The sequence below is a fragment of the Streptomyces sp. NPDC026589 genome, from assembly GCF_040638385.1.
GTDB lineage: Bacteria > Actinomycetota > Actinomycetes > Streptomycetales > Streptomycetaceae > Streptomyces.
In genome coordinates this window covers 39,693-60,536 of the sequence record NZ_JBEZYG010000031.1, presented here as the reverse complement: position 1 = coordinate 60,536, position 20,844 = coordinate 39,693, and the positions used below count along the sequence as shown (strand labels likewise).

19 protein-coding genes are annotated in these 20,844 nt (G+C 71.2%); 14 read left to right on the top strand and 5 right to left on the bottom strand.

Annotation, left to right across the window (positions count from 1 at the left end; translation table 11 throughout):
- Nucleotides 1-11: 11 nt before the first annotated feature.
- From AB0F29_RS36285 to AB0F29_RS36235, 11 genes are read left to right on the top strand one after another with little or no spacing between them, the layout of a single operon-like run.
- Nucleotides 12-6,143, top strand: a complete 6,132-nt coding sequence (locus AB0F29_RS36285) for a type I polyketide synthase (RefSeq protein ID WP_361881639.1) — start codon at nt 12-14, stop codon at nt 6,141-6,143.
- The gene (locus tag AB0F29_RS36280; RefSeq protein ID WP_361881636.1) at nt 6,140-7,096 is read left to right on the top strand and encodes a ketoacyl-ACP synthase III family protein; all 957 of its coding nucleotides are present in this window, start codon (nt 6,140-6,142) and stop codon (nt 7,094-7,096) included. The genes AB0F29_RS36285 and AB0F29_RS36280 overlap by 4 nt, the downstream gene beginning before the upstream one ends.
- 53 nt (nt 7,097-7,149) lie before the next feature.
- Entirely contained in the window at nt 7,150-8,124 is a 975-nt protein-coding gene (locus AB0F29_RS36275) for a 3-oxoacyl-[acyl-carrier-protein] synthase III C-terminal domain-containing protein (RefSeq protein ID WP_361881725.1), read from the top strand.
- A complete protein-coding gene (locus tag AB0F29_RS36270; RefSeq protein ID WP_361881633.1) occupies nt 8,121-9,395 on the top strand; it encodes a type III PLP-dependent enzyme in 1,275 nt (424 codons plus the stop codon). The genes AB0F29_RS36275 and AB0F29_RS36270 overlap by 4 nt, the downstream gene beginning before the upstream one ends.
- A 21-nt stretch (nt 9,396-9,416) precedes the next feature.
- The gene (locus AB0F29_RS36265; protein WP_361881630.1) at nt 9,417-9,686 is read left to right on the top strand and encodes a phosphopantetheine-binding protein; all 270 of its coding nucleotides are present in this window, start codon (nt 9,417-9,419) and stop codon (nt 9,684-9,686) included.
- A gap of 1 nt (nt 9,687) precedes the next feature.
- A complete protein-coding gene (locus tag AB0F29_RS36260) occupies nt 9,688-10,503 on the top strand; it encodes a hypothetical protein (RefSeq protein WP_361881627.1) in 816 nt (271 codons plus the stop codon).
- Nucleotides 10,504-10,516: 13 nt separating this feature from the next.
- Nucleotides 10,517-11,002 carry a holo-ACP synthase gene (gene acpS, locus AB0F29_RS36255; protein ID WP_361881625.1) on the top strand — a complete coding sequence of 162 codons (486 nt, stop codon included), beginning with the start codon at nt 10,517-10,519 and terminating at the stop codon, nt 11,000-11,002.
- Nucleotides 10,995-11,435 carry a hotdog fold domain-containing protein gene (locus AB0F29_RS36250; protein WP_361881622.1) on the top strand — a complete coding sequence of 147 codons (441 nt, stop codon included), beginning with the start codon at nt 10,995-10,997 and terminating at the stop codon, nt 11,433-11,435. Before acpS ends, AB0F29_RS36250 begins: the two co-directional genes overlap by 8 nt.
- A 37-nt stretch (nt 11,436-11,472) precedes the next feature.
- Nucleotides 11,473-12,720, top strand: coding sequence for an MFS transporter (locus tag AB0F29_RS36245; RefSeq protein WP_361881619.1), 1,248 nt, complete (start codon nt 11,473-11,475; stop codon nt 12,718-12,720).
- Entirely contained in the window at nt 12,717-13,187 is a 471-nt protein-coding gene (locus AB0F29_RS36240; protein ID WP_361881616.1) for a nuclear transport factor 2 family protein, read from the top strand. Before AB0F29_RS36245 ends, AB0F29_RS36240 begins: the two co-directional genes overlap by 4 nt.
- A gap of 27 nt (nt 13,188-13,214) precedes the next feature.
- Complete coding sequence (locus AB0F29_RS36235; RefSeq protein WP_361881614.1) at nt 13,215-14,741, top strand: class I adenylate-forming enzyme family protein; 1,527 nt, start codon at nt 13,215-13,217, stop codon at nt 14,739-14,741.
- 30 nt (nt 14,742-14,771) lie between these two features.
- On the opposite strand, the gene AB0F29_RS36230 is transcribed toward AB0F29_RS36235, so the two are convergent.
- Nucleotides 14,772-15,332 carry a dihydrofolate reductase family protein gene (locus tag AB0F29_RS36230; protein ID WP_361881611.1) on the bottom strand — a complete coding sequence of 187 codons (561 nt, stop codon included), beginning with the start codon at nt 15,330-15,332 and terminating at the stop codon, nt 14,772-14,774.
- 159 nt (nt 15,333-15,491) lie between these two features.
- Here AB0F29_RS36230 and AB0F29_RS36225 point away from each other — a divergent pair, with 159 nt between their 5' ends.
- The gene (locus tag AB0F29_RS36225) at nt 15,492-15,962 is read left to right on the top strand and encodes a hypothetical protein (protein ID WP_361881608.1); all 471 of its coding nucleotides are present in this window, start codon (nt 15,492-15,494) and stop codon (nt 15,960-15,962) included.
- Between the two features lie 96 nt (nt 15,963-16,058).
- On the opposite strand, the gene AB0F29_RS36220 is transcribed toward AB0F29_RS36225, so the two are convergent.
- Together AB0F29_RS36220 and AB0F29_RS36215 are read right to left on the bottom strand one after the other, a co-directional pair.
- On the bottom strand, nt 16,059-16,688 hold the full coding sequence (locus AB0F29_RS36220; RefSeq protein WP_361881606.1) for a methyltransferase domain-containing protein: 630 nt from the start codon (nt 16,686-16,688) through the stop codon (nt 16,059-16,061).
- 74 nt (nt 16,689-16,762) lie between these two features.
- Nucleotides 16,763-17,263, bottom strand: coding sequence for a hypothetical protein (locus AB0F29_RS36215; RefSeq protein ID WP_361881603.1), 501 nt, complete (start codon nt 17,261-17,263; stop codon nt 16,763-16,765).
- 321 nt (nt 17,264-17,584) lie between these two features.
- Between AB0F29_RS36215 and AB0F29_RS36210 the strand changes: the two genes are divergently transcribed.
- Complete coding sequence (locus AB0F29_RS36210; protein WP_361881600.1) at nt 17,585-18,358, top strand: XRE family transcriptional regulator; 774 nt, start codon at nt 17,585-17,587, stop codon at nt 18,356-18,358.
- A gap of 205 nt (nt 18,359-18,563) precedes the next feature.
- Here the strand turns inward: AB0F29_RS36210 and AB0F29_RS36205 are convergent, their stop codons facing one another.
- Entirely contained in the window at nt 18,564-19,142 is a 579-nt protein-coding gene (locus AB0F29_RS36205; RefSeq protein ID WP_361881596.1) for a 1,4-alpha-glucan branching protein, read from the bottom strand.
- A 111-nt stretch (nt 19,143-19,253) separates the two neighbouring features.
- Between AB0F29_RS36205 and AB0F29_RS36200 the strand changes: the two genes are divergently transcribed.
- The gene (locus AB0F29_RS36200; RefSeq protein WP_361881593.1) at nt 19,254-19,778 is read left to right on the top strand and encodes an AAA family ATPase; all 525 of its coding nucleotides are present in this window, start codon (nt 19,254-19,256) and stop codon (nt 19,776-19,778) included.
- 54 nt (nt 19,779-19,832) lie between these two features.
- On the opposite strand, the gene AB0F29_RS36195 is transcribed toward AB0F29_RS36200, so the two are convergent.
- The gene (locus tag AB0F29_RS36195; protein WP_361881590.1) at nt 19,833-20,768 is read right to left on the bottom strand and encodes a chlorophyllase; all 936 of its coding nucleotides are present in this window, start codon (nt 20,766-20,768) and stop codon (nt 19,833-19,835) included.
- Between the last annotated feature and the right edge of the window lie 76 nt (nt 20,769-20,844).

Below are 20,844 nucleotides of genomic sequence, written 5' to 3'. Positions count from 1 at the left end.
AGATGAAGCGCATGTCCGACGAAGCGAGACTCCTGCAGTACCTCAAGCGCACCACCGCCGGACTGAACCAGGCCGAGGCCCGCCTGCGCGAGGTCGAGGAGCACGCCCGCGAGCCCCTGGCCATCGTGGGCATGAGCTGCCGTTTCCCCGGGGACGTGAGCACCCCGGACGAGCTGTGGAACCTGGTCGACGAGGGCCGGGACGCCATCACCGGCTTCCCCACCGACCGGGGCTGGGACCTGGAGAACATCTACGACCCGGACCCGTCCCGCATCGGCAAGAGCTACGTCAGGGACGGAGGGTTCCTGCACGACGCGTCCGAGTTCGACCCGGCCTTCTTCGGCATCTCGCCCCGGGAGGCCCTGACGATCGACCCGCAGCAGCGGCTCCTCCTGGAGACCACCTGGGAGGCGTTCGAGGACGCCGGGATCGTCGCCGACGACATGCGCGGCACCGACACGGGCGTGTTCGTGGGCATCATGTGCGACGAGTACGGACTGCGTTTCCTCAAGACGCCGATCGAGGGCATCGACGGCTACCTCGGTGTGGGCAGCGCCGGCAGCGTCGCCTCCGGCCGTATCTCCTACACCTACGGCTTCGACGGCCCGGCGGTCACCGTCAACACGGCCTGCTCCTCCTCGCTCGTCGCCCTGCATCTCGCGGGGCAGTCCCTGCACCGCGACGAGTGCTCGCTCGCCGTCGTGAGCGGCGTGATGCTGATGGCGACACCGTTCTCCTTCACCGAGTTCAGCCGTCAGCGCGGACTCGCCCCGGACGGGCGGGCCAAGTCGTACGCGGAGGGCGCCGACGGCACCGCGTGGGCCGAGGGCGCCGGAACGCTCCTCGTCGAACGGCTGTCGGACGCCCGCCGCAACGGCCACCGCGTCCTCGCGGTCGTCCGGGGATCCGCCGTCAACCAGGACGGCGCCAGCAACGGACTGACCGCCCCGCACGGCCCCTCGCAGGAGAAGCTGATCCGCGAGGCCCTGGCATCCGCCGGACTCACCCCCGCCGACGTCGACGCCGTCGAGGGCCACGGAACGGGCACCAGGCTCGGTGACCCGATCGAGGCGCAGGCACTCCTGGCCACCTACGGACAAGGGCGTACGGAAAGCCCCCTGTGGCTCGGTTCGCTCAAGTCGAACACCGGGCACACGCAGTCCGCCGCCGGTGTCGGCGGAGTCATCAAGATGGTCAAGGCGATGGAACACGGGCGGCTGCCCAAGACCCTCCACGTCGACGCGCCGAGCTCGCACGTGGACTGGGAGAGCGGCGGGGTACGCCTGCTGACCGAGCCGGTGCCGTGGCCCCGGGCGGGCCGGCCGCGCCGCGCGGGTGTCTCCTCGTTCGGCATCAGCGGTACGAACGCCCACGTCATCATCGAGGAGCCGCCGGTATCGGAGGCCCCCGTGCCGCCGCCCGTCGACGGAGCGCTGGTCCCGTGGATCATCTCGGCCCGCAGCGCCGAGGCCCTGCGCGGCCAGGCGGCCAAGCTGCACACGGCACTCGCGGCCCAGCACACGGCGGACGCCGCTCTCACCCTCGCCACCGCCCGGACGCCGATGGAGCACCGCGCCGTCGTCATCGGCGACGACGCCGCCGAACTGCTGCGCGGCGTGGAAGCCGTCGCGGCCGGCGCCTCCGCGAGGCATGTCGTGCGCGGAACCACCCGCAACACCGGCCGCACCGCCTTCCTGTTCACCGGCCAGGGAAGCCAGCGGCTGCGGATGGGGCTGGAGCTGCACGCCGCCCACCCCGCGTTCGCCACGGCCTTCGACGCCGTGTGCGACGCCCTCGACGCACACCTCGACGTACCGCTCACCAAGATCCTCTTCGCCGAGGACGACCCCGAACAGCTCCTGAACCGCACCGAGTTCACCCAGCCCGCGCTCTTCGCGTTCGAGGTGGCGCTCTACCGGCTCGCCGAGTCCTGGGGCATTCGACCCGACTACGTCACCGGGCACTCCATCGGCGAGATCGCAGCCGCCCACGTGGCCGGAGTCCTGTCCCTGGCCGACGCGGCCGAGCTGGTCGTGGCCCGCGGCCGGCTCATGCAGGCACTGCCCGGCGGCGGTGCCATGACCGCCGTCCAGGCGACCGAGGCGGAGGCGCTGGCCGCCCTCGCCGGCCGTGAGCACCTCGCGTCGATCGCGGCGCTCAACGGCCCGCGGTCCGTCGTCCTGTCCGGCGACGGGGACGTCGTGGCCGAGATCGCCGGGAAGTTCCGGGATCAGGGCCGCAGGACCAAGGACCTGCCGGTCAGCCACGCGTTCCACTCGCCCCACATGGACGGCATGCTCGACGAGTTCGCCGCGGTGGTGGCCGGACTGTCGTTCTCGGCACCCCGGATCCCCCTGGTGTCCGACGTGACGGGCGCACTCGCCACCGCCGAGGAACTGTGCCGCCCCGGCTACTGGGCCGAGCACGTGCGTCGCCCCGTGCGGTTCCACGACGCCGTCGAGACCCTCTACGCGGAGCGCGTGCGCACGTTCGTGGAGATCGGGCCGGACGGCACACTCTCCGGCCTGGTCAAGGTCTGCCTCGGCGACGAGCGTCAGGCCCTGGTCGTACCGCTGTCGCGGCGCGGCCGCCCCGAGCCGTCGGCCGCGCTCACCGCGCTGGCCGAGCTCTTCGTCCACGGCGTCGCCCCCGACTGGCAGACCGTCCTCGCCGGTCTCGGCGGACGCCGCGTCGACCTGCCGACGTACGCCTTCCAGCGCGAGCGCTACTGGCTGGACGAGCCCACCACGGCGGGGGACATCACCGCGGTCGGGCTCAGCTCCGCCGAGCATCCGCTGCTCGGAGCGGTGACGCACCTCGCCTCCGACGACAGCGTGGTGTTCTCCGGCAGGCTGTCCCGGCAGTCGCACCCGTGGCTCGCCGACCACGTCGTCCACGACACGGTCCTCGTGCCCGGCACCGCGCTGCTGGAACTGGCCACCCGGGCCGCCGCCCACGTCGACTGCGACGTCGTGGAGGAACTGACCCTCCAGGAGCCGCTGGTACTTCCCGCGCAGGGCGGCGTCCGCCTGCAGCTCACCGTGGGCCCGCACGAGGAGGGCGGCCGCCGCCCGGTCGTCCTCCACTCCCTCCCCGACGAGGGGGCGGAGGAGAACGCCTGGACCCGGCACGCCGCCGGCTGGCTGGCCGCTCCGCCCACCGCCGATGCCCCGGAGGGGCTGACGGACTGGCCTCCGCACGACGCCTCCGAGGTGGATCTGGAGGGCCTGTACGACCGCCTGGCCGACACCGGCTTCGGCTACGGGCCGGCCTTCCAGGGGCTGCGCGCCGTGTGGCAACGTGACGACGAGCTGTTCGCCGAGGTCGCGCTGCCCGCCGAACAGCGGGACGAGGCGGGCGCCTTCGGCCTGCACCCGGCGCTGCTCGACGCCGCCCTCCATGCCCTGGCCTGGGCAGGCATCCGTGACGGCGACGCCGAGGGGCGGCTCCCGTTCTCCTGGAACGGCGTACGTCTGCACGCTGTCGGAGCCGCCTCGCTGCGCGTGCGGTTCTCCCGCGAGAACCCCGACTCGATCGCCCTGACCGTCGCGGACCAGGAGGGCAACGCCGTCGCCTCGGTGGACTCCTTCGTCTCCCGCCGGGTCGCCGGGGACCGGATCGGCGGGGACCGCCGTACCTTCAACGACGCGCTGTTCCAGGTCGACTGGGTGCCGGCCGGCGCCACCGGCGCGGCCTCGGCCGCCGAGGAGAGCGTCCAGTACTACGCCTCCCCGGCGCAGTTGGCCGCCGCCCTCGCCACGGACTCCGTCACCGCCGCGACCACGGTCGTGGACTGCGTCGCGGGCGCGTCGGACGAGCTCGCCGCCGCGGTCAGGACCACCACCGGCGAGGTGCTGGACCTGTTGCAGCAGTGGCTCGACCGAGGGCCCGAGGCCCCCGCCCGACTCGCTCTCGTCACCCGGGGGGCGATCGCGGCCGGCCCCGAGGGGGACGTGAGCGACCTGGCCGCCGCCGCCGTGTGGGGACTGGTCCGCTCGGCCCAGTCCGAGGCCCCCGGACGGTTCGTCCTGATCGACCACGACCGGCCCGCCGCTGGACCGGACAACCCGGCCCTGCCCGCGGCCCTCGCCTCCGGCGAACCCCAACTGGCCGTACGTGACGGCGTGCTGCTGACGCCGCGGCTGAGGACCAAGACCGTATCGGTGACCGGCGCCGACCCCGCCGCCTGGCAGGGCACCGTCCTGATGACCGGCGGCACCGGCGGCCTCGGCGCACTGCTCGCCCGCCACCTGGTGACGGAACACGGGGCGCGCCGCCTCCTCCTCGTCAGCCGCCGGGGTCCGCGGGCAGAGGGCGCCGAGAGCCTGGTCGCCGAGCTGGCCGGACTCGGCGCCTCCGCCACCGTGGTGTCCTGCGATGTCACCGACCGCGGGGCGCTGGCCGGGCTGCTGGCCACGATCCCCGCGGAACACCCGCTCACCGCCGTGATCCACACGGCGGGCGTGCTGGACGACGGGATCCTGACCTCGCTCACCCCCGCGCGACTCGACAAGGTGCTCGCCCCCAAGGTCGATGCCGCCCTGCACCTGCACGAGCTCACCCAGGACATGGACCTGGGCGCCTTCGTGCTCTTCTCCTCGGTCGCCGGCACCCTCGGCAGCCCCGGACAGGGCAGCTACGCGGCGGGCAACGCCTTCCTCGACGCCCTCGCGCACCACCGTGCCCGGCGCGGCCTGCCCGCGACCTCGCTGGCCTGGGGCGTCTGGGAGCCCACCGGCGGTATGGCCGACACGCTCCAGGCCGCGGACCTCAAGCGGATGGAGCGCTACGGCGTCCTGCCCGTCTCCGCCGAACTGGGCATGGCGCTCTTCGACGCGGCATGCGACGACCCTGCCGCCGCCCTGGTGCCGGTACGGCTGGACCGCAAGGCCCTGCGCGCCTCCGGCCAGGCACTGCCGCCGCTGCTCCGTGGACTCGTCAGGACCGCCGCCCGGCGCGCCGGCGGCGGGGCGCAGTCGGCCTCGTCCGCCACCGTCGGCCCGGCGTCGGCCGAGTCCCTGCGCGAGAAGCTGGCGGGGCTGCCCGAGGACCGCCGGCTCAAGGCGGTCACCGACACCGTGCAGGACATCGTCGCCGCCGTACTCGGCCACAGCGACGTCGACGCCATCGACGCCGAAGCCCCCTTCCGGGACCTCGGTTTCGATTCGCTGACCTCGCTGGAGCTGCGCAACGCGCTGAACCGGGCGACCGGCCTGCGGCTGCCGGCGACCGTCGTCTTCGACCGGCCGAGCGTCGACGATCTGTCGAAGCACGTCTTCGACCAGCTGGGCGTCCTCGCGCCCGGCGCCCCCGCACCGGCCGCTCCGTCGGGCACCCTGGTCACGCTCTTCCGCTCCGCACACGAGAACGGGCGGCTCGACCGGGCCATCGAGCTGCTGATGTCGGCGGCGGGGATCCGCCGGGGCTCCGAGGACGTGGTGCCGCTGCCGCCGTTCCCGCCCGCCACCGGCCCGGACCGGGCTCCGGTCATCGTCTGCTTCCCGTCGATGATCGCCATCTCGGGTCCTCAGGAGTACGACCAGTTCACCGTGCACCTCGACGGCCGGGCCGTCTCGGTCCCCGCGCTCCCGGGGTTCGCCCCGGGGCAGCCGCTGCCGTCCTCGCTGCCGGCCCTCGTCGACGCGCTGGCCCACGGTGCGGCCCGGCTCGCCGACGGCAGGCCGCTGGTGCTGCTGGGCCGGTCCACGGGCGGCTGGATCGCGCATGCCGTCGCCCAGCGGCTGGCCGAGCAGGGCACGGCCCCGCGGTCCGTCGTGCTGATCGACACCCTGGCCTGCCCGCTGGACATCGCCGATCTGTCCATGGTCGCCGACCAGATGCTGGACGAGCACAGCAGCCAGTGGCTCGACGACGACCGGCTCGTGGCGATGGGCGGCTACATCCAGCTCTTCGAGGGGTGGACCCCGCAGCGGCTGTCCGTGCCCACCCTCCTCGTGCGGGCCACGGAGCGCGGCGACACGCACGACCGGCCGCGCTGGGCGCTCGCGGACACCACGGTGGACGTTCCGGGCGACCACTTCACCGTGCTGGCGGAGCACGCGGGGACGACCGCGCGGGCCGTCACCGGCTGGCTGGACCCGGTCCTGGCCGACGGGACGGACCAGGACGGAGCCCGGTCATGACCGCTCCGATCGCCACCCTCGAACGGGTGGAGAGCCATCTGCCGGACCGCCGGGTCGCCATCGAGACCCTGTCGGGAGCGCTCGGCCTGAGCCGGGCCAAGCTCTCACTGTTCCGCAAGGTCCACGGCCTGCACACCCTGCACCAGGACCCCGGGGCATCGCTGTTCGACCTGCTCCTGCCGGCCGCCCGGCGGGTGGTCGCGAGCCTCGACGACCCACGCCGGATCCGCTTCGTGATCTACGCGCACGCCATCCACGAGGTCGCGCCCGCCGGGTTCGACGCGGCCACCGTTCTGCGCGACGCACTGGGCCTGGGCCACGCGGAGGCGTTCGCGCTGAGCCAGCAGAACTGCGCCGGAGGACTCGGAGCCGTCGAGGTCGCGTCCCGGCTCCTCGCCGACGGCGACCCGGCCGACCGGACCCTGCTGGTGATCGGCGACAAGCCCCACTCGCCGCTGATCCAGAAAGTGCCGAACACGGCCCTCATGGGAGAGGGCGCCGCGGCCTGCCTGATCGCCGCGTCCGGTCCAGGAGACCCCGTCCTCTCCCATGTCAGCCGCACCCTGGGGGAGTACGCGCAACTGATCTCCCTGTCCCCGGAGGAAGCCGCGCTGTACGGCAAGGCGTACGCGCCGGTGCTCGCCGACGTGATGCGCGGGGCGGTGCGGGAGGCCGGCCTCGCCCTGGACGACATCGACCTGGTCATCCCGCACAACGTCAACATGATGGCCTGGCGCAACACCATCGGCGAGCTGGGCATCACCCCGGACCGGGTGTTCCTGGAGAACATCCCCCGCTACAGCCACTGCTTCGCCGCCGACCCGTTCGTCAACTACACGACCCTGCTGGCCACGGGACGTCTCGTCGCCGGCCGCCACTACCTGATGGCCGGCGTCGGCGCGGGGGCGACCTTCACCGCCCTGGCACTGACCCACCGGGGAGGTGCGAGGTGACAGCCACCGAGCGGAGCCGGACCGGCCTGCCCTACGAACCTGGAGAGTCTGCGATGAAGGCGTCCGTCACGACCCTGGAGGCCGTGGAATCCTTCGCTCCGGAGCGGATCGTGCCCATCGGCCAACTGGCCGACCGGCTCGGCCTGCGCCGGACGAAGCTCCGTCTCTTCGAACGCGTCCACGGACTCAAGGAGATCCGTTTCGACCCCGACCTCGACCTGTTCGACGTGGTGCTGCCGGCGGCCCGCCGGATCACGGCCGACCCACGGGTCCGGGACCGGCTCAAGTACGTCGTCTACGCGCACACCACACAGGCGGTGGCGCCGGCCCACATCAGCCCCGCCCAGGAGATCAAGGACCGCCTGGGGCTGGCCGGCGTCGAGGCGTTCGCGCTGAGCCAGCAGAACTGCGCCAGCGGCATCGCGGCCGTGGACACCGCCGCGGAACTGCTCAGGGCGGAGGGCGGTCCCGGCGACTGCGCTCTGGTGATCACCGGCGAGCAGGCCTTCTCGCCCCAGATCCAGCTCATCCCCGACGTCGCCATCATGGGCGACGCCGGAGCGGCCTGCCTGGTGACGCTCGACGGCGGGGGTGACCGGGTGCTCTCGTACGCCACCCGCACCCTGGGCGAGTTCTCGGCGGCCATGCTCCTCGACGAGGAACGGTCGCTGGAGGTCAGCAAGTTCTACGCGCCGGTGCTCGCCGAGGTCGTCCAGGAGGCCGTGACACGGGCGGGGATGACGCTCCCCGACATCGACCTGATCATCCCGCACAACGTCAACCTCCAGTCCTGGCGTCAGACCATCGGTGAGCTGGGCATCGACCGCTCGCAGGTGTTCCTCGACAACGTCGAGCGCTACAGCCACTGCTTCGCCTCGGACGTGTTCCTCAACTACACCACGCTGCGCGACGCCGGCCGCCTGACCCTCGGGCGTAACTACGTGTTCGCCACGGTCGGGCTCGGAGCCACCTTCGCCGCCATGGTGATCACCCATCAGCAGACCGGCCCGGACGGGGAGACCTCATGAGCACCGTCGGTGAACTCCAGGTGCAGGGACTGCCCGTCTCCGAGATCGCCGCGGAGTTCGGCACGCCGCTGTACGTCTACGACGCCGACGTGCTGCGGGACGTCTACCAGGGGCTGCGGAACCGCATGCACCCCGGCGTCGACATCTTCCTCTCCCTCAAGGCCAACCCGAACATCAGCGTCATCGGCTTCCTCGGCACCCTGGGGGCAGGAGCCGAGGTCTCCTCGCTGGCGGAACTGGAGACGGCCCGCCGCGCCGGGATCGCCCCGCAGAACACGATCTTCCTCGGTCCGGGCAAGACCCGGGCCGAACTGGAAGCGTGCGTGGCCGCCGGCCTGCACGCCATCGTCTGCGAGTCGCTGGAGGAAGTCGAGGCACTCGACGACCTGGCCGTCGCCGCCGGGCGCGACCGGCTTCCGGTGATGCTGCGCGTCAACCCGGACTTCCGGACCAAGGGGTCGGGACTGGCCATGGGCGGAAAGCCCCGGCAGTTCGGCATCGATGTGGCTGACGTGCGCACGGCGCAGCGACGTCTGAAGGGGCTGCGCCGGGTTCATGTCATGGGCCTGCACGCCTACATGGGCACCCGCTTCCTCAACCACGAGGACCTGGTCCACAACACCCGGGAGATCCTGGCGACGGCCGAGTCGCTGTCGTCGGAGACCGGTATCGAGCTCAGGACCGTCGACTTCGGTGGCGGCTTCGGCGTCCCGTACTTCGACAACGAGACCGGGCTGGACCTCCCCGCACTGACCGACGGCATCAACGACGTGGTCGCGGAGTTCCTCGAAGGGCGCCCCGAGTGCCGCCTCATCAACGAACTCGGCCGCTATCTCACCGCACCGTGCGGCACCTACGTCACCCGGGCGCTGTTCGTGAAGGAGTCGATGGGCGAACAGTTCGTCGTCGCCGACGGCGGCACCAACCACCACATGGCCGCGGTGGGCGTAGGCAGCTTCGTCAAGCGCAACTTCCCCATCCGCTCCCTGACCCGGTACGCCGAGGAGCCCGTCGGCACCTACACGGTCACGGGGCCGCTGTGCACGCCCAACGACGTGATCGGCAAGCGGGTGGCACTGCCTCCCGTCGCCGCCGGCGACCTCATCGGGGTCGAACTCTCCGGCGCGTACGGCCCCTCGGCCTCCCCGGGACTCTTCCTGAGCCACGGATTCCCCGCGGAGGTCATGGTCCACAACGGCGCCGCCCACCTGGTGCGGAGCCGGGACACCGTCGAGGACCTCCTCGGCAAGCAACGACTCATCGACTTCTGACCACTACCGAGGAGCATGACCATGGACAACAGCACGATCGTGGCGCAGGTCGAGACCGCGCTCAGCGAGGTACTGGAGCGGGAGGTCACCGGGCTGACCGAGGACGTCCGCCTCTTCGAGGACCTGCATCTGGACTCCACCTCCGTGATGGAGATGCTGATGGAGCTGGAGGACAGCATGAAGATCGTCATAGACCCCGAGAACCTCGACATGGAGGACTTCCAGACCATCAGCACCCTCACCGGGTACCTGCGGCGGATCAGCCCCGAGCCGCAGGGCGCGGGTGAATGACATGACGACCGTAGCCGCGTCTTCCGCCGTCCGGGCTCCGGACGGCAGACCCTTCCACGAGGACTCGGCCGTCCTCGGCTTCTACCGCGACCTGGTGGAGCCGTTCGGCTCGACCGTGGACGAGCGGTTGCTGCGCGACGGCCGCAACGTGTTCCACAAGGACCTGGTCGACCGGCTCGTGGGGAGCGAGGACATCGACGGCGCCGCCGATCTGGTCGTCGTCACCCACGCGCTGCCCGACGTGCACCCCTTCACCGCGGTCGCCTCGCACCTCAACATGCTGCTCGGCGGGGGCGCGCAGAGCTTCAGCATCAGCGAACAGGGACTGGCGGCCCCCTTCACCGCGCTGCGGATCATCGCCGCCTTCCAGCGCGGCGGCCGGTCCGAGCGCGCGGTGCTCGCGGTGCTGGAGCAGACCACGCTGCCGACGCCGCACCCGCTGGTGGATGCCGGAGGCCTGGTGGACTCCGGCGCGCTCCTCGTGCTCGAACGCGGCGAGGGCCCGGGGGTGGGCGGCGTCGAGTCCTTCGACGACGAGGAGGCCACAGCGGCCCGCCTGGGGGAACTGGCCTCGGACGGCGGCGCCGACACCCTGATCGTCCTGGGCCCCTGGGTCCCGGAGCAGGCACCGGGAGTGGAGGCGCTCAGCCACCGGGTCGCACCCGGCAGCTACTGCACCAGCGTCTGGCTCGACCTGGCACAGCACTGGCAGGAGTGGCAGCGCGACCACCGGCGGGTCGTCCTCTGCGACATCGACCCGCTGTCCGGCAGTGGCCATCTGGCCCTGCTCATCAATCCCGCGCACGTCGCGGCGTAGGGGCGGACGCCGGATGCGCATCGGGGTCGACGTGCTCGCCATCGGCGAACTGGACCGGCTGCACACCCGCGGCTGGTTCCGGCGGCACACCTACGACCAGGAGGAGCTGGAGCTGGCCGGGGCGCTGTCGCCCAGCCGCGAACGGGAGTTCCTCGCGGGCCGGTTCGCCGCCAAGGAGGCCGTCCTGAAGGTCCTGGGAACGGGCTTCGGAAACGGAATCAGCCCCGCGCACGTCCGCGTACTGCGCGACGGCCGCTCCGCCCCCGTCGTCCGGCTGACCGGAGCGGCCGCGCGGCGGGCGGCCGAGCTGGGGATCGGCACCATCTCGGTCTCCATCGCCCACAAGGACGAGTGCGTGGTCGCCGTGGCGATCGGCGGATCCTCCCCGGACGACACGGCACTCGGCCCCGACCGGGCGGCGGCGGTCACCCGGATCGCCCTGCGGAAGATCGCCCGCTCACAACCCGACATCGGAAAAGCGAGGAACCGCAATGCCTGAGGAAGTCACCGCCACCCTCCGGGTGCGCATGAGCCAGCAGGACGCCCATTACGGCGGCAGTCTGGTCGACGGCGCCCGGCTGCTGCGGTTGTTCGGGGACCTCGTCACCGAGATAACCATCCGCAGCGACGGCGACGAGGGTCTGCTCACCGAATACCGTCGGGTCGAGTTCCTCGCCCCGGTGTACGCGGGGGACTACATCGAGGCCACCGCACGACTGGTCGGCCGCAGCCGACTGCGCAGAACCGTCGAGTTCACCGCGTACAAGACCATAGTGTCCACGTACGAACTCGGACCCACCAGAGCCGAGGCATCGGAAGAGCCGGCGCTGGTCTGCCGCGCCGTCGGCACCGCGGTCGTCCCCCCGGCCGCCGCGCGCCGCAACACCACCCCCACACGGATCCCGGCCCAGAACCTCCCGTCCCGCGTGTGAGCGGGCACCCCCCAAGACGACCGAAGGACTGTTCCTCATGACCACCCCCACATCGGCCCCGGCCCTGCCGGGCCGTGTGCTGGCCGTTGCCGTGTGCAGCGCGTTCCTCGTCGGCCTCGACTCGATGATCACGGTTCCGCTGATTCCCGAGATCGCGGCCGACACGGACACCGCCGCCCGTGCGGGCGGTCTGTTCGTCAGTGCCTACGCGCTGCTCTTCGCCCTCGTGGCACCGCTGTGCGGCGCGATGTCGGACCGTCTGGGACGGCGCCGGATTCTCTGCACCGGCCTGGTGATCTTCGCGCTGGCCAACGTGCTCACCGGCCTGGGCGGGGACTTCACCGTCATCCTGATCAGCCGTGCCGTGGCCGGCCTCGGCTCGGCCATGATCATGCCCAGCGTCTACGCCATGATCGCCGAGAACTTCCCGTTCGAGAAGCGCGGCAAGATCATGGGCATCGTCGTGGCCGGGCTGCTCAGCTCCACCGTGCTCGGCGTACCGCTCGGCGCCTACCTCGCGTACCTGATGAGCTGGCGCGCGGCGTTCGTCGCCGTCGCGGTCGTCGCTGCCGCCGTCTACCTGATGGTCCTGGTACGGCTCCCGGTCATGGCCCCCAAGGATCCGCAGGAGCGCGCTCCGGGCAACCCGGTGGCGAGCTACCTCGGCATGATCCGCCGCGCCGTCACCACACCCGCCCTGCTCTGCGTACTGGGCTCGACGCTGCTGTGGAGCGCCGCCCTGTACGGCATGTTCTCCAACATCGGCATCTTCTTCGCCGAGCGCTTCGACTTCAACGAGGCGCAGACCGGATTCGCGATCATGGGATCCGGGGCGGGCAGCATGGCCGGCGCCCTCCTCGGCGGACGGATCGCCGACCGGCTGGGCAAGCGCCGCGTGCTCGTCGCCGCCGCGCTGGTCGCCGCCGCGGGGGTGAGCGCCGTACCGTTGATCGGCGAGAACCTCGTCCCCGTGCTCATCGTGTTCATCCTGTGGGGCACCGCTGTCGGCGTGGGCCAGCCGGTCCTCAACACCCTGGTGAGCGAGCTGCGCCCGGAGATGCGCGGCACCGCCCTGGCCCTCAACGGCTCGGCCCAGTACGCCGGAATGATGCTGGCCACCAGTATCGCGGCGGCCCTCCTCCAGGGCAGCTTCTCCTTCACCACGATCGGCGTGCTCTGCGGAGTCTGCGCCCTGGCCGTCCTGCCCCTGCTGATCGGGGTACGGGTCACCGCGCCCCAGAAGGCCCCGGCACAGCCTGCTCCCGGGACGGAGGCCTCCGCATGAGCGCCCCCGCCGGACAGGAGACGGATCACGGGAAGATCCTCTTCGAGAGGTTCGTCGACCTGTGGAACGGCGAGGTCGACTTCGCGGACACCGCGGAGTTCATCGCCGACGAGTTCACCGTGCACAGCGCCGAACTCGCCCGGTACCTGGGCTTCCCCGACTCCAACCACATCACCACCCGGGACGGTCTGCTCGACTGGGTCCGCGCCGTGCGCGGGCTCCTCCACGACGTGCGGTTCACGACCGACCCCGGCCCCATCAGGGACGGCGACCACGTGGCCGGCGGCTACACCGTCACCGGGACGTACGCCGGCGGAGCCCCCACCGCGACCGTCGAGCCCGGCACCCCGGTCCGCTACGCGGGCATGTCCATCGTCCGCCTTCAGGACGGCAAGCTCGCCGAGTACTGGGTGCTCTCGGACGGCCTCGGCCTCCTGTCCCAGCTGGGAGCTGTGCGCACCCCCTGACCGCCCGTACTCCAAGGATGCTGACCCATGTCTGAGATATCCCTGCTGCACGATGTGCTGGACTCGGCCGCCGAACGGTGGCCGGACCGCCCAGCCGTGTCCCGGCTCGGCACGACCGCGACCTATGCCGAGCTGCGGGACAGCAGCCTGCGGCTCGCCGCACGGCTCCACTCCGAGGGCGTCTCCCGGGGCCGGCGGCTCGTCGTCTCCCTGCCGCCCGGCCCGCTGGTGCCCGCGCTCGTCTTCGCGGCCTCACGCGTGGGCGCCGTCTACACGGTCCTCCACGAGCAGGTCGTCGGAGCGCCGCTGGAGCACGTGCTCCGCGACAGCGAGCCCACGCTCGTCGTGGCCGCCGACACCTCGGTGCTGGACACCGCCCGCGCCCGGGGCATCACCACGGTCTCCGCCGCCGACGCCCAGGCCACCGCGTTCCCGGCCACGGCCACGCCGGTCCCCGCCGCGGAGCTGCTGCCCGCCCCCCTCGCCGTCGACCCGCTCTCGCTCATCTACACCTCGGGCACCACCTCGGCGCCCAAGGCCGTGGTGAGCACACACCAGCAGGCCGTGTTCGCCGCCCAAGCGATCCAGCAGGTTCTGAACTACCGCGCCGACGACGTCGTCTACTGCCCGCTGCCGCTGTCCTTCGACTACGGGCTCTACCAGCTGTTCCTCGGCGCGCTCAGCGGAGCCCACGTCGTGCTGGGCAGCGCGGCCGAAGCCGGGCCCGCACTGCTGCGCAGCCTCCTGGACAGCGGCGCGACCGTGCTGCCTGCCGTCCCCTCGGTCGCCGAATCACTGGCCTGGCTGCTGGGGCGTGCCTCCCGGCGGCCCGCCCTGCGCCTGGTCACCAACACCGGGGCGGCCCTGTCCACCGAGACGCTCAACGCACTGCGCGCGGCGATACCGGGGCTGAAGGGGCAGGTGATGTTCGGGCTGACCGAGTGCAAGCGCGCCACCATCATGCCCCCGGACGGCGACCTGCTGCGCCCCGGATCCTGCGGCCTGCCGCTGCCCGGCACCGAGGTCTTCACCGTCGACGACGAGGGAAACCGACTGCCCGCCGGGGAGACCGGCGAGATCACGGTCCGAGGCCCGCACGTCATGTCCGGCTACTGGCGGCGCCCCGAACTGAACGCGCAGAGGTTCCCGCGGCGCGACGGTCTCTTCCCCGAACTGCGCACCGGCGACTACGGCCGACTGGACGAGGACGGCTACCTGTACTTCTCCGGGCGCCGGGACGACCTCTACAAGGAGCGCGGCTTCCGGGTCAGTGCCACCGAGGTGGAAGCCGCGGCCCACCGCATCCCGGAGGTCGTCTCCGCCGCCGTCATCCCTCCGTCCGGAAAGAAGTCGGCGCTCCTCGTCGTGGTCACCGATCTGGACCCCCAGGCCGTCCTCCAGCGGATGCAGGACCAGATCGAGGAGTTCAAGATTCCGCGCCGCTGCGTGGTGCTCGACGCCCTGCCCCTGAGCCGCAACGGAAAGGTCGACCGCAAGGAACTGACGGCCCTCCTGGAGGAGCGGGCCCGCCCCTCCTCCGTGGGCACGGGCTGAGGAGGGGCGGGGCCGGCGGTTGCCGCCACGTCAGCGGACGACGTCGAAGACGTTCTTCTGGATGCCGTTGGCGTACGCCTCGTGCTCGACCAGCTTCAGCTTCTGCGCGTCCTTGTCCGTCGCGCTGAACAGGCGCTTGCCCGCGCCGAGCAGGAGCGGGAAGACGAGCAGGTGGTAACGGTCGATCAGGTCGGCGTCCGCGAGGTTCCGGTTCAGCTCGGTGCTGCCGTGGACGATGATCGGGCCGCCCTCGGTCTCCTTCAGGGCGGCCACCTCGTCGAGCGACCGCAGGATCGTGGTCTCGCCCCAGTCGGACACCAGGTCGCCGTCGGTCAGCTTGGTGGAGACGACGTACTTCGGCATCGCCTTGTACCCCGTGAACTCCTCCATGCCCGGCCACACCGGGCTGAACGCCTCGTAGCTCGCCCGGCCCATCAGCAGGGCGGTGGCCTCGTCCTGTTCCCGGCTCTTGAGTTCGTACGCCTCCGGCAGGAACTCCACGTCCTTGAACGTCCACCCCGAGTTCCGGTAGCCGGGCTCGCCGCCGGGGGCCTCCATGACGCCGTCGAGCGAAACGAAGGCGGTGCGCATCAGGTCTCCTGGCTGTGTCGTGGCGGGCCCCGGTCGGTGCCCGGCGTCGCCTCTCAGTCTTACGGAAGTACAGACCGCGCACCCCGCGAAAACTCATCGGCCCCGCACCGCGCAGCGCCCCCGGCCACACCCCGGCCCCGGCCGGTAACCTCCCTCCCCATGACCGAACTCGACAGGCTGACCGCCCTCTTCGCCGCCCTGGGGGCGGATGTCGACGCCCGCGACTGGGCCGAGTCCGAGGCGGAGGAGGACCTGCCGCAGCTCGCCCGCTACCGCCTCCTGCGGACGGTGTGGCAGGACGTCGACGCCTGGGGCACGGCCGCCCCGCGGTGGGTCGACGCCTACCGCGGCGCCGGGGCGGCGGCCGACGCCGTCGACCGGGCCCTCGCGGCCGGGCTCACCCCCGAGGACCTCGGCGCACTGGCCCGCGAGGTCGCCAGGGAGACCGCGTTCGGGGTGCTGTACGCCCTGGCGGACCCGGCGGACGGGTCGCTCCCGGCGGAGGTCGAGGCGCAGCTGCCCGGCTGGCGGCTGGCGGAGCTGAACCCGGCCGGAGCGCCGACGGGCCGCCATCTCGACGCGCTCCACGAGGACTTCGCCGAACTCGAACCGAAGGGGCCTGTCGGATGACGCTGTCTCATTCGTCCCGCCCTGGACGCTACTGAAGTAGCCGCGTGCCGGTTCAGCGCGTGGGGCGGCACGTCACCCAAGGGCTGCCATGCGCGGTCAGCACGCCAGCGCGCGTACGAGCATCGTGCCCACGGTCATGCCCTGCGGCGGATCGATCAGTGATGCTGACACCGCCGCGAATCCGTGGCCTGTGAGCAGGTGTTCCCATGCGTCGAGGCTGTGGTTGTGACGCAACCCCGCCCCGCCCGGCTTCACGTCTTGGCTTCCGGCGGGGAGGTGGGAGAACGCGAGAGTGCCCCCCGAAGCCATACGGGACCGAATCAGCGGTAGCAGGGTGCGCGGATCGACGAACCACACGGCACCGAAGATGGAGAGCACGACGTCAAAGGTCTCGTCCGTCTCGCTCAGAAATGCCGTCACCTCTGCCGTGCGAAACTCAAGACCCGCCAGGCCGGCCCAACGCTCCTTCGCGACAGTTTCGCGGGCAGGCGCAACGTCCACTCCCAGACCCGTCGCGCCGAGCGTGACCAGATGTGCCAGGTTGCTCCCGCTGCCTGAGCCGAGTTCCAGCACCCGACGTCCGGCGACGGGGCCTAGAACGCTCTCGTTCGGCCCGTGATCGGCGTACTGAGTCCAGTTCAGCCACGTCGTCTCGCCCGTGGCGTTCACTGCCCTGCGCGGCTTGCTCCCGACCGCGTATTTGTCCCAGGACCCAGCCAATGACATGCGGTGATCCTTTCCAGCAGAAGGGGCCTACTCCCAACGTACGAGGTAGGCCCCAACTCAGCGCCTGTGCGGCTCTACTTGGGCGAGTCGTGGCACCCGGCGTGGCACTGGTTGCAGCCTGCTGCACTCTCCATGTCCCACAGGTCGGGGTCGATCTCGAACCCAGCCGCCTTGATGGCCTTGATCGTTTGTTTCAGGACCAGCGGGCCACCGCTCCCGGAGTCGTGCCCGCCCCGCGTCGTCTCCTCGTCGCTGAGGCATGGGACCCCGGCAGCCGTTCCCGGAAGCTCTGGAACATGGTGGATGTACCGGCCGAAGTGCCGGTTGGTGAAGTGGTGATACGGGATCGAGTCAAGCATGAACGAGTGCCACGCCTCGTCCACCTGCTCGGACGGACCCATGAGAGCGTCCGGGTTCTCGCCGCACGTGATCAGGTAGGCGATGGCCTGGCCGAACTTGGCTTCCGCCAGTTCGCGGGTGTTCTCCCGGTTCCGGAGGAGAAGGGCTACCTCCCGCTCCCACACGTCCGGCGTGACGTACGTCTTCGGGTCGCGGATCACTACTGCCGTATTCATGCTGGCTTGCCTCCACGTAGTTGGGTGTCCGACGTGCTCCGTTCATGCCGTCCGCCTCTGCACCTGGGGCACAGGCACGGGGGCATCAAGCCAGTCGCCAGGGGCTCCCCGCCCCCTCCCTCGTACAGCGTTCGCGGCTGGGTCTGCGTGCCGTTGGCTCTCACCGTGTAGGCGCTGATGCGGATGGACATGTCGACCATGCTCCGGATTGACCTCGACCATCGCGGCGACGTTCGAGACGACCCTCAGGCGTTATCTCGACGTCACTCCCAGGGCGTCAAACCGGTGTCATTCGAGGTGCTGCGTCGCTAGCCTCGGGCCATGACGACTACGGCCGAGCGTGAGCGAGTTCCCAACGACGTACTGACCTCCGTACGCAAGTCGATGAACCTCAGCCAAGACGAGTTCGCCCAGGGGTTACGTGGGGCGGGGGAAAAACTGGGCGAACCGAACGATGCTTCCAAGCGACTTGTGCAGCGTTGGGAGTCCGGGATGACCAAGACGTGCCGCCCGCTGTACGCGCGAGCGCTCAAACAGTTCACTGGCCGCGCCCCCGAGTCACTAGGGTTTGCGATCCCTATGGCACGCGTCCACTCAGACGGCGTAGGAGGCCACGATATGGGAGCTGGGGAAGTCGGCACGACCAATGCCGTCACAAGCCCGGAGCCGGAGACGCACGGCGAGTACGCAGGTATCTGGCTGTCTCGGTACGAGTTCTACTCGTCCAGCCGTGACGAGACTTTCGACTGCAAGCACCATGTCGTCATCGTCCAGCACGGCAACAGGCTGACTGCCCAGAGCCTGCCCGGAGCGTCGACCAACCCCGACAGCCCCCTGTCTTTGGACCTGACCGTGGACCGGAACATCATCACCGGCACGTGGACGGAACAGACGGCGGTGGACGGCTACTACCACGGTGCCCGGTACCACGGTGCCCTACAGCTACTGATCGAGCCGACGGGCCGCCGTATGGCAGGCAAGTGGGTCGGGTTCGGAAAGGACTTCGACGTGAACAGCGGGCCCTGGGAGTTGCGCCTGCTCGACCGCTCCACGGGACGGGCCGGCGTCGAAAGGTACTCGGCTATCCCGGAGTGAGCGGCAGGTTGGTCACGTGCTTCATGCGTGAGAGAGCACGGCTTATGGACCGATCCTGGGGGCATCCAGGGTGGCACCCTCACCTTCCGTGTGCTTTGGCAGGACAGGCCGGTCCAGCGCATCGTGATGGCGCGCAACCAGCCGTAACACCTGCCGCCGACGGCCCCCGGCGCTGTGTGCCGGGGGCGTTCGCAGCGGCTCCGCCCTACCGCCGCGTCACGGCAGCCATCACACCCCGGGCAGCCGTCCCGTCCGGCCAGGTCCAGCCGGCGACGAGACTCCCCGGAGACCCCTGCTCGGCTTCCGTCGCCCGCAGGACGCGGTTGATCCGGACGTCGGCCCCCTGGTCGGGGCCGGGCCCGTGCACGGTGACGGTCGGGTCGGGTGTGTCGCTCACGCTCTGCTGCTGCGGCTTCGCCTCGCCGCGGAGAAGGGCGCGCAACTGCCCCAGGACCACCGGGTCGTGGGCGCCGTCGTAGATCCACCGGGTGCCGAGCACCCCGTGTTCGGAGGTGCCGATCAACCCCTCGCCGGGGACGCCCTCCAGCGCCGCGCCGCGGTAGCCCAGCGGTACCAGATACGCCACCGGCTCCTGCCCGGCCGTGTCCGCCAGGACCATGAACTCGATGCCGACCTCGCCTTCCGGATCGTCCAGACGGAACCCGCCGGCCTTGACCAGGTCCGGCGTCTCCCCGGAGCCGACGTACCAGTCCTGCTTCGGCAGCCAGCCGGTGAGCAGCTCCAGCTTGGTGGGCGTCATGGTGGTGCGGTGGATGGTGGCCATGCGGGCTCCCTGATGCGTAGGTCCGGTCCGTCCTCACGACGGGCGTGTCCGAACCTACGGGGAACGGTCGGTCCGGCGCCCGGAGTATTCGGCCGAGCCTAGGGTGGAGCGATGATCATCTGGTTGAACGGAACCTTCGGCGCGGGCAAGACCACCACCGCGAAGGAGGTGACCTCGCTCCTCCCGGACTCCCGGCTGTTCGACACCGAGAAGGTCGGCGAGATGCTCTGGCACGTGCTGGGCGTGCCGGAGAAGGACTTCCAGGACTTTCCGCCCTGGCGGGGCCTGGTGGTGGAGACCGCGCGGCAGGTGCTCGACCACGTGGGCGGAACGCTGGTGGTCACGCAGACGGTTCTGGTCGAGTCGTACTGGCGGGAGATCCACGGCGGTCTGACACGGGCCGGCATCCCCGTGCACCACGTCCTGCTGCACACGGACCGGGACACGCTCGTCGAACGTATCGAGACCGACAGCAAGCCCGAGAGCGCCGGCGCCCGGCAGTGGCGGCTGGACCATCTGACCGACTACGAGCGGGCCCTGCCGTGGCTCCGCCGGGAGGCCCGGGAGATCGACACGACGGGTGTCGTGCCCGCAGAGGTGGCGGAGACCGTCCTGCGAGGGGTGCGCGCCGGCTGACCGCTGCCGGGTCACGCCGTGAGGCGGCCACCGGGTCACTGCTCGCCCACGGCTTCACTTGCCGACGACGCTCCACGTGCCGTCGCCGGCAGCGGCGGCGTTGTCGAGGGGGGCCCACCCGGCGTCGTCGAGCTTGAGGGCGTCGAGGAGGTAGGCGGAGACCGCGTCGGCGACGAGGGCGACGCGGGCGGGGTCCTCGTCGGTGGTTTCGGCGACCGCCTCGCCGGCGAGGCCGCCCAGGGTGTGCTCGCCCTCGGCGATGGTGAGCAGGCTCTTCGGGGACGGGCTGAGGTGGTAGGCGTCGGTGAACCACTCCGGTCCCCGGGTGGAGAGCTGGGACCGGTCCTTGCCGCCCGCGACGACCAGGGCCGGTGTGGTCATGGTGGAGTAGTCCGGCCTCATGAACGGAAGGTGTTCGGCCGCGAACGGGGTGAGGGTGTCGCCGGTTCCGGTAGCGGCGATCAGCGCGCCGGCCGAGACGGCGGGGTGGGAGAAGTCCTCTCCGGGAACCCCGTCGGCGTCCAGCACACGCGCGCCGAGGATTGCCCCGGCGGTCTGCGCGCCCCAGGAGTGCCCGACGACCGCGATGCGCTCATGATCGACGCGGGCCTCCAGACCGCCGGCCCGGACAAGGATGTCGCCGAGGCCGTCGAGGACCGCGTGGAGGTCGGCGATCCGGACGCGCCAGACGGTGGCGAAGCGCGGATCGTCCCACCCGATGCCGTTGCGGCGGGAGTCCAGGTGGGTGGGCTGTACGACGACGAATCCGGCGGCCGCCCACCGGTCTGCGAGGGGTTCGTATCCGTCCATGGACCAGGCGTTGCCGTGGGAGAACACGATGACGGGAAGGTCGTGGCCCGACACCGGGGCGGTGACCTTCACCTGGAGGTCGAGGGCGCGGCCGGGCGCGGGAACGGTGATGGGCTTGACCGCGACGATCCGCTGGTCGCGGTCGAGATCGGGGTCTGGGCCGAGGTGGCTGGAAGGCATGGGAGACCTGTGCTTTCTCCACGGGATCGCTCTGCCATACTTTGGCGGAGCACCGTTCCGCCAACTTAGCGGAACA